1 protein-coding gene is annotated in these 329 nt (G+C 60.5%); it reads left to right on the plus strand.

Annotation, left to right across the window (positions count from 1 at the left end; all coding sequences use genetic code 11):
- Nucleotides 1-329: extracellular solute-binding protein (locus GYA94_RS26580; protein ID WP_161893445.1), on the plus strand; the 329-nt coding region annotated here is incomplete at both ends.

The following is a 329-nucleotide window of genomic DNA, read 5'->3' on the forward strand; positions in this document are numbered from 1 at the left end:
ACAGCAACGAAACCCTCGAGGCCAAGTTGCTGGCTGGCAAGTCGGGCTACGACATCGTGGTGCCGTCCAACAACTTCCTGGCCAAGCAGATCAAGGCCGGCGTGTACGAAGAGCTGGACCGCTCCAAGCTGCCGAACTGGAAAAACCTCGACCCCGACCTGCTCAAGGCCGTGGGCGATGCCAGTGACAAGGGCAACAAGCACGCCTTCCCGTACATGTGGGGCTCGATCGGCATCGGCTACAACCCGGAGAAGGTCAAGGCCGCGCTGGGTGTGGACAAAATCGACTCGTGGGACGTGGTGTTCAAGCCAGAGAACATCGCCAAGCTC

Origin of the sequence: Pseudomonas juntendi, assembly GCF_009932375.1 — a bacterium.
Taxonomy (GTDB): domain Bacteria; phylum Pseudomonadota; class Gammaproteobacteria; order Pseudomonadales; family Pseudomonadaceae; genus Aquipseudomonas; species Aquipseudomonas juntendi.